Below are 1,025 nucleotides of genomic sequence, written 5' to 3'. Positions count from 1 at the left end.
TCGGTGTGGACGGCGGTGGGGGTCATGGCAGGTCCCTGAGGGCGGTTTCGAATGGGGGTGTGCGGGGCGGTGCCTGGCGGGGCGGGCGTCAGGCGCCGGCGGTGGCGAGGGTGTCGTCGAGCCAGTCGAAGATGCGGGCCAGGGCGAGGCGCATGGCGCCGGGGTGGCAGTGGGCGCCGGCGCCCTCCGCCACGGTGAAGTGCATCAGGGTCCTGGGGCAGGTGAGGTGGTCGTAGAGCTGTGCGGGCTGGCCCTTGAAGAACTCGTCCTCTTCGGCGTCGCAGACCAGGGTGGGGCACTGGATCTTCTCGGCGATGCCGTCGGCGAGGGTGTGGTCGAGGTAGGCGGCACCGAAGGCGCGGGGGGTGTCGACGCCCATGACGTACATGCCGTGGTTGAACGCCCAGCGTGCGGTGGCGTTGTCGGCCATGACCGCGTCGAGGGCGGCGTCGAGTTCGGGGGCGTGCCCGGCGCGCAGCAGGCGCTCGGCCTCCTCGCGGTCGTGGGGGGTGAAGCGCACGGAGACCTGGCCGAGGTCGAAGACGCCGTCGACGGCTATGCAGGCGGCCAGCCGGTGCTCGAAGGCGGCGGCGCGCGGGGCGAGGAGGCCGCCCATGCTGGAACCCAGCAGCGCGATCCGGCTGTTGTCGACCTCCGGGAGGGACTCGGCGAAGTCGATCACGGGGGTGATGACGTTCTCCCAGTCGGTCCGGAAGACCAGGCCCTGGTGGTGGAGCGGTCCGGGCTGGCCGGGGCCGTCGAAGGCCAGCACGGTGTAGCCGCGCTCCACGGCCGCCAGCGCGCCGCCGAAGTGCATCTCCTCGGCGGTGCCGTCGAACCCGGAGTGCATGATCACGGTCGGGCGCGGCGTGCCGGAGGTGTCGACCCGGTAGAGGTAGCCGGGCAGCGTGGTGCCCTCGTAGGGGATCTCGACCGGCTCGATGACCGGCGTGGTGAAGAGTGCGGCCGCCGCCCGGAAACAGGCCACGCTGCGGTCGTAGGCGTGGTCGTGGCGGGGGTCGCAC

1 protein-coding gene is annotated in these 1,025 nt (G+C 72.5%); it reads right to left on the bottom strand.

What is annotated here, in order from left to right; genetic code table 11:
- Positions 1–88: 88 nt before the first annotated feature.
- Positions 89–1,025: S9 family peptidase (locus AA75_RS41220; RefSeq protein ID WP_033825643.1), on the bottom strand; the 937-nt coding region annotated here is incomplete at its 5' end.

Origin of the sequence: Kitasatospora sp. MBT63 (genome assembly GCF_000710465.2) — a bacterium.
In the GTDB taxonomy this organism is placed as follows: Bacteria; Actinomycetota; Actinomycetes; order Streptomycetales; family Streptomycetaceae; genus Kitasatospora.
Note: the sequence above shows the minus strand (reverse complement) of the source record. Positions and strands in the feature narration are given on the sequence as shown.